The 6,947-nt window shown below is 37.2% G+C and carries 7 protein-coding genes; all 7 read left to right on the forward strand.

Annotated elements, in window-relative coordinates; genetic code table 11:
* The first annotated feature begins 58 nt into the window (after positions 1-58).
* The 7 genes from tsaE (at position 59) to ACGHIN_RS06390 (ending at position 6,668) form a co-directional block, all read left to right on the forward strand.
* Complete coding sequence (gene tsaE / locus ACGHIN_RS06360) at positions 59-466, forward strand: tRNA (adenosine(37)-N6)-threonylcarbamoyltransferase complex ATPase subunit type 1 TsaE (RefSeq protein WP_390451874.1); 408 nt, start codon at positions 59-61, stop codon at positions 464-466.
* Positions 467-536: 70 nt separating this feature from the next.
* On the forward strand, positions 537-1,730 hold the full coding sequence (locus ACGHIN_RS06365) for an alanine dehydrogenase (protein WP_390451876.1): 1,194 nt from the start codon (positions 537-539) through the stop codon (positions 1,728-1,730).
* Complete coding sequence (locus tag ACGHIN_RS06370) at positions 1,730-2,101, forward strand: hypothetical protein (RefSeq protein ID WP_390451878.1); 372 nt, start codon at positions 1,730-1,732, stop codon at positions 2,099-2,101. Before ACGHIN_RS06365 ends, ACGHIN_RS06370 begins: the two co-directional genes overlap by 1 nt.
* 6 nt (positions 2,102-2,107) lie before the next feature.
* The gene (locus ACGHIN_RS06375; protein WP_390451880.1) at positions 2,108-2,878 is read left to right on the forward strand and encodes a sensor histidine kinase; all 771 of its coding nucleotides are present in this window, start codon (positions 2,108-2,110) and stop codon (positions 2,876-2,878) included.
* Positions 2,856-3,566 carry a LytR/AlgR family response regulator transcription factor gene (locus ACGHIN_RS06380; protein WP_390451881.1) on the forward strand — a complete coding sequence of 237 codons (711 nt, stop codon included), beginning with the start codon at positions 2,856-2,858 and terminating at the stop codon, positions 3,564-3,566. Before ACGHIN_RS06375 ends, ACGHIN_RS06380 begins: the two co-directional genes overlap by 23 nt.
* Positions 3,567-3,663: 97 nt before the next feature.
* On the forward strand, positions 3,664-5,940 hold the full coding sequence (locus tag ACGHIN_RS06385) for a cation:proton antiporter (RefSeq protein ID WP_390451883.1): 2,277 nt from the start codon (positions 3,664-3,666) through the stop codon (positions 5,938-5,940).
* 53 nt (positions 5,941-5,993) lie between these two features.
* On the forward strand, positions 5,994-6,668 hold the full coding sequence (locus ACGHIN_RS06390) for a hypothetical protein (RefSeq protein ID WP_390451885.1): 675 nt from the start codon (positions 5,994-5,996) through the stop codon (positions 6,666-6,668).
* The last annotated feature ends 279 nt before the right edge of the window (positions 6,669-6,947 follow it).

Genomic DNA, 6,947 nt, shown 5'->3' on the forward strand with positions numbered 1-6,947 from the left:
AATCAATAATCATATATTTCAAGTGTTTTTATTATTATTTTTGCGGTAAACTACTTTTATGCATTTCAATATAAAAAGTATTAATGAATGGGAAACGGTTGTGAATCAAATCATCCCACAATTAAAGCATAACATTCTCCTCTTAAAAGGAAACCTGGGTGCAGGAAAAACCACTTTCACGCAGTTTTTGCTGAAAAACCTCGGAAGTGAAGATGAAGTCAACTCACCAACTTACTCTATTGTGAATGAATATCAGACTCCTAAAGGAAAAGTATTTCATTTTGATCTTTACCGTTTAAAAAATATTGATGAAGTATATGATATCGGTATCGAGGAATATCTGGACAACGCTTTTCTCTGCATTATAGAATGGCCGGAAGTGTATGAAGAGGACCTTTACGGGCTTAACTACCACACTATGAGCATCATCAATACCGGTGAAAACAGAGAGATATCATTCGAGTAAATATTGCGTATCTTTGCTTCATAAATTTGATTGTACAATAATTATCTGTAAGAACTAATTTAACGTAAGAATGAGCACCACAAATATTTTTACTCCTTTCACCGAAGAAGAATTGATGCCGAAGGAAGAAAAATTGGAGGTTATAAAAAAAGGAAAACAGTTCAGTATTGGGATTCCTAAAGAAACCTGTCTTCACGAAAGAAGAACTTGCATTACACCGGACGCTGTACAGGTACTGGTAGAACACGGCCATGAAATCATTGTAGAATCGGGAGCTGGACAAGGTTCATTTTTTACGGATTTACAATATTCCGAATCAGGAGCAAAAATTACCAATGATCCGAAAGAAGCTTTCGGACAGGATCTTATTCTTAAAGTAAACCCGCCTACAGAAGCGGAAATAGAATTTATGAAGCCGAATACCTACCTGGTTTCAGCACTTCAGATTAATTTAAGAGATAAAGATTATTTCCTGAAACTGGCGGAGAAAAAAATCAATGCCATCGCTTTTGAATTTATTGTAGACGAATATAAACAACTTGCATTAGTAAGACTGGTTGGCGAAATCGCCGGTACAGTTTCTATTCTATATGCTTCTGAATTATTAGCCTTATCAAACGGTTTAATGTTAGGCGGAATCACAGGCGTAAGACCTACCGAAGTGGTTATTCTTGGGGCCGGAATCGTAGGTGAATTTGCTACCAAAGCCGCTATCGGACTTGGTGCAAGTGTAAGGGTTTTTGATAACTCCCTTTCAAAGCTGAGAAGGCTTCATACCCTGGTAGACAGCAGAGTTCCTACCTCCATCATAGACCCTAAGGAATTGAGCAAAGCATTAAGACGTGCCGACGTGGTAATCGGGGCTCTTCCAAGATTAAACATGACTCCTATCGTTACTGAGGAAATGGTAGCCAAAATGAAAAAAGGAAGTGTCATTATTGATATTACCATTGATAATGGAAAGGTCATTGAAACTTCCGAGCTTACCACTATGGAAGAACCTTATATCATCAAACACGGGGTAATCCATTGCGGGCTTCCGAATCTTACCTCAAAAATGCCGAGAACCACTACCAAAGCCATTTCCAACTTCTTCCTTTCCTATATCCTGAACTATGATGAAGAAGGCGGGTTTGAAAACATGCTGATCCGTAAAAATGAAATGAAGCAGAGCTTATATATGTACAAAGGAAGGCACACTAAAAAAATTATCTGCGATCGTTTCGGACTTACATACCACGATATCAATCTTTTAATTTTCTAATGAAAAAACTGAAATTCTATTTAATTGGTCTTATTCCAGGACTTATCATTGTATTTTTTATTTTAAACAAAAAAGGAGCAAGCTGCAGCGGCTATCTACCGAACAGCCGTGTGATTGCAGAAACACTTTCTAAAGATTTCACATATTCCGAAAGTTTTAAAAGCGAAATGACAGCCTATAAGATTGATGAAAAATTCCTGAAAGACAGTATCATTACTAACGGAAAAATAGATTTTGACCGTAGCCACGCACAAAAGCAATCGTGTCCTGATTATCTGATGATGTATCCAAAAGAAAATCCGGTATATGAAATCACATTTGAAAAATGTGAAGAAACCGCAAAACTGAACAGTCTTAAAAAGCTTAAATAACTCTTTATGGAAGGCAATTATTATATGATCCATGATTATCTGATATTCATTGGAGTTTTTGCCGTCTTCTTTTTTCTTACGGTCAGTATTTATTTGTGGGGCCAAAACAGAAAGCTTAAACAGAGGAATACCAGGCTTTCTGAAACCAATAAGCTGATTGAACAAAAGCTCAATGAGGTTCAGCTGGAACACATCGGAACTAAACTGAACCCTCATTTATTCAAAAATATCCTGAATTCTATCCAGTCGCATGCCTATCAGACGTATATGTCTCTGGATAAGCTTGCCAATGTCCTGGATTATATTTTATATGAAAGCAATAACAAATTCGTAAGTCCTAAAGAAGAGCTGAATTTTGCCTTAAGCCTCATCGAAATCAATAAAATTAAAATCAATCCTCTTTTCGATTTCAGGATCAAATCCAGGATCAATAAATCCGATGCGATCTATGAAGAAAAGGTTTTTGCACCGTTGATTTCGGTGGATCTGATTGAAAATGCTTTTAAGCACACCGATTTTTTAGCACAGGATTCATTTATTTCTATTCACATGGAACTTGAGGACGGAGTTTTCATCATGAAAGTAAGCAATAAAGCTTCTCTGAAAAATGTGCTGGAAAAAGAAAAAAGTGGCTTCGGAAGCCAGTCCCTTGATCAGAGGCTGAAAATGATCTACAATAATCATTACAGGCTTACCAAAAGTTCAAAAAATGGTATCTTCACTGCCGAATTACACATCAACTTAGGAGAATTCTATGATAAAATGCGTTATTCTTGATGACGAATTACTGGCAATAAGCTATCTCAAGCTTCTATGTGAACAGATTGATCATGTGGAAGTGGTAAAAGCATTTAATGATCCTAAAATCTTTTTAACCGAAATCGATCAGATTGATTGCAATGTCTGTATTTTAGATATAGAAATGCCGGGAATGACGGGACTTCAGGTGGCCGAACTGATGTCTGCCTCAAAGAAAATCATTTTCACTACAGCTTATAAGGAATATGCGGCTGAAGCATTTGACCTTAATGTAGTAGATTATGTCCGAAAACCTATCAAAAAAGAAAGACTGATCCAGGCATTTGAGAAGGCACAACAATTAGTTTCCGCATCCCAGAAAAAGGATTTCATTGAGTGGAACACCAATATGGGGAAGGGCATTATATTCACGGAACAGATTGCTTACATCAAAACCTCCGAGATCGACAGCCGTGATAAAGACATCACTCTCACTGATGGCACTACCATCGTTTTGAAGAATCTGAACTTCAAAAACCTGCTGGAAATGCTGCCCGCCAAAGATTTTGCACAGGTTAACAAAAAGGAGATTATTGCTCTTTCCTGCATTAAGGTATTCTCTACCAATGAAATCATCACAACCCTCTCAACAGATGGTGAAAGTTCCCTCAAATTACCTATTGGAGAGGCCTATAAAAGTGCATTCACGGAACTGTTTGGAAAGTAAAGTTTCATTACATTTTTTGTAATCTTTGTTACATTTTATATAGAATTTAATTTAACATCCATATATTCTTCTCAACTTTGCATCAAATAACAGAACCATGAATTGGGGGAAATATAAAAGCATCATTTTTTACATCAGCACCATCATCGTGTTTTCCTGTCTTATGTATTTCTTCATTATCGAAGGACAGACATTAGAGGGAAAAGAAAGTATTGTTGTAAAAACCAGTACGGGCTCTACGTGGGATAATTTCGTTGAGTCATTCAAAACCAATCTTCATCATCCTTTAGCTCTGTTACTGGCACAAATTGTCACCATCATTCTGGTGGCAAGATTATTCGGCTGGATCTGTATGAAAATAAAGCAGCCTACCGTAATTGGGGAAATGCTGGCAGGTATCGTTTTGGGTCCTTCGCTCGTAGGAATGTATTTCCCTGAGTTCTCAGCCTTTCTTTTCCCAAAAGAATCATTAGGAAACTTACAGTTTTTAAGCCAGATCGGGCTTATTCTTTTCATGTATATTGTGGGAATGGAGCTGGATTTAAGTGTTTTGAGAAAAAAAGCTCATGACGCCGTTGTCATCAGTCATGCAAGCATCATTATTCCGTTTGCTTTGGGAATCGGGCTCTCCTATTTTATTTATCAGGAATTTGCACCGGATGGGATTCAGTTTACCTCCTTTGCTTTATTCATTGCCATTGCCATGAGTATTACTGCCTTTCCGGTATTGGCAAGGATTGTACAGGAAAGAAATCTTCAGAAGACAAAGCTTGGGACCATTGTGATCACCTGCGCCGCCGCTGATGATATTACGGCATGGTGTATTCTGGCGGCAGTTATTGCAATTGTAAAAGCGGGTTCTTTTGCCAGCTCCATCTATGTTATTATTATGGCGATTGCCTATGTATTTCTCATGATCAAGATCGTAAAGCCCTTCTTAAAAAGAGTGGGAGATTTACAGGCAGGCAAAAATACCATCAGCAAGCCAATGGTGGCGATATTTTTTCTCACCCTTATCCTTTCTGCCTATGCCACAGAAGTGATTGGCATTCATGCCTTATTTGGAGCTTTTATGGCGGGAGCAATCATGCCTGAAAATGCCAAATTCCGTACTCTTTTTATCGATAAGGTGGAAGATGTGGCATTGGTACTCTTACTTCCCCTATTCTTCGTATTTACAGGTCTCCGTACCCAGATAGGCCTTTTAAACGATACTCATTTATGGATAACGGCAGGATTCATTATTTTAACCGCAGTGGTAGGAAAATTCGCAGGTAGCGCTTTGACGGCAAGGTTTCTTGGAATCAACTGGAAAGAAAGCTTAACGATCGGTGCTCTGATGAATACCAGAGGCTTGATGGAGCTCATTGTTCTCAATATCGGGTATGATTTAGGAGTGTTAAGCCCTGAAATTTTTGCCATGATGGTGATTATGGCTTTATTCACAACTTTCATGACAGGGCCTGCGCTGGATTTCATCAACTTCTTGTTCAAATCTAAAAAAGATGAAACCGAACATCCTGAAAATGATTCCAAATATCGTGTTTTGCTGTCATTCGATAAACCGGAAGCAGGTAGCACTTTGCTAAGACTGGCTCATGATTTCACCAATAAAATGAACGGAAACAAAAGCATCACGGCAATGAATATTGCTCCGGTGGACGAAATGCATGCCTATGAAATTGACGAATATGAAAGTCAGCAATTCAAAAATGTTATAGAAACATCCCATGACCTTAAGCTTCAGGTGACCACGTTATTCAAGGCTTCTACAGATATTGAAAATGATCTGACCAGCATATCCAACAAAGGAAATTATGATCTGCTTCTCATCATGCTTGGAAAATCCATGTACGAAGGAAGCTTACTTGGAAGACTATTGGGCTTCACTACTAAAATCATCAATCCTGAAAAACTTCTCAATACGGTAAAGGGTAAAAGTTATATTTTCAACAACTCCCCTTTTGACGATTTTACTTTACAGATTTTAGATAAGACCCATATTCCTGTCGGAGTGATGGTTGATAAAGATTTTCAGTCTGCAGACAGGGTTTTTGTTCCTATTTTCAAACTCAGCGATTTTTATTTGCTTGAATATGCAAAAAGGCTCATCAACAATAACAATTCCCAGATCATTATTTTGGATGTTGCCGGACAGATCCGTAATAATATTGAAGTAAAAGAACTGATCCGAAGTATTGAACAGGTAGCTCCGAATCATATTACGCTGTATAACGAAAAAAAGATTGAAAAGGAATTTTTGAGCTCTCAGGATTTAATGCTGATCAGCAGCAAAAGCTGGAAAAACCTGATCGATACAAAAAGCTTCTGGCTATCGGATATCCCCTCGACACTCATTATTTCAAACCCTTAAATAATTTCATTAATTCTATTTAAAAGGCCTATATTTAGAGCTTAAATATATGAATGAATACATCTGCTTATCTGTTTGGAATAGTCATTATCCTGTTGGCGGGATGCCAGAAAAAAGAAACAAAAGTTTCAGTAAATAAGAAAAAAGTCGATACTACTCTCGCTTCACGAAAAGATTCTATTCCAGCAAAAAATACTTCCGTCACGTATTTAGATACAACACTTTCACTGGAAAATATTCGGATTAACGGAAGTAAGCCCATGGTTTTGAAAAGTGAGTTTGAAAAACAATATCCCAAATCCGACTCCATAATAACAGAACTATGGGAATGCGGCAATCCATTCGAATGGTTAGATCAAAAATGGATGGATGATACCTATGGTAAACGTGATGCCAATAGCGGAGTGTATGAAAACTTTGATGGGAAAATCACTACGATATATACCCATAAAGCTTCATTCATTACCAATAAACATCTGGTATTGTTCGATGATGCCTTTGCCGATAAAAATACATTGGAAGTGGTTTCCCACCATATTATCCTGAATCATGCAACAAGTATGGAAGAATTTGAAAAGCTTTTCCCAAAGGCAAAACGGGAAGAAGGAGCCAATAAGGATGAATTTCAGTACAGGTTCTATTTGGGCAAAGAAAGTGAAAATGCTTTTTTCCTTGTTTTCAAAAATGGTTATTTCTACAGTTTCAATTTATGGTGGCTTCTATGCTAAAAAAACAGGAAATTTCAAAAATATTTTATACCTTCGCCTGGTGAATACGAATAACGGAACATATTATTATAGAATTTTTACCTCAGATCTGGGATAGGATTCTTATGTATATAACTTAAAACCTCGTCCTGGACGGGGTTTTTTATTTTAAAAATATCAGAAATGAAAATTAGTATTATTGGAGTAGGTTTAATCGGAGGGTCAATTGCATTAAAACTAAGACAAAAAGGGATTGCAGATTTTATTTATGGAATTGACAACAGCGACAGACATCTTAAT

The sequence above is a fragment of the Chryseobacterium barbadense genome, assembly GCF_042849955.1.
Lineage (GTDB): Bacteria > Bacteroidota > Bacteroidia > Flavobacteriales > Weeksellaceae > Chryseobacterium.

Bases quoted from the DNA above. Each gene is read 5' to 3' on its own strand.
- tsaE (WP_390451874.1), top strand. From the start codon at position 59: ATGCATTTCAATATAAAAAGTATTAATGAATGGGAAACGGTTGTGAAT.
- ACGHIN_RS06365 (WP_390451876.1), top strand. From the start codon at position 537: ATGAGCACCACAAATATTTTTACTCCTTTCACCGAAGAAGAATTGATG.
- ACGHIN_RS06370 (WP_390451878.1), top strand. From the start codon at position 1,730: ATGAAAAAACTGAAATTCTATTTAATTGGTCTTATTCCAGGACTTATC.
- ACGHIN_RS06375 (WP_390451880.1), top strand. From the start codon at position 2,108: ATGGAAGGCAATTATTATATGATCCATGATTATCTGATATTCATTGGA.
- ACGHIN_RS06380 (WP_390451881.1), top strand. From the start codon at position 2,856: ATGATAAAATGCGTTATTCTTGATGACGAATTACTGGCAATAAGCTAT.
- ACGHIN_RS06385 (WP_390451883.1), top strand. From the start codon at position 3,664: ATGAATTGGGGGAAATATAAAAGCATCATTTTTTACATCAGCACCATC.
- ACGHIN_RS06390 (WP_390451885.1), top strand. From the start codon at position 5,994: ATGAATACATCTGCTTATCTGTTTGGAATAGTCATTATCCTGTTGGCG.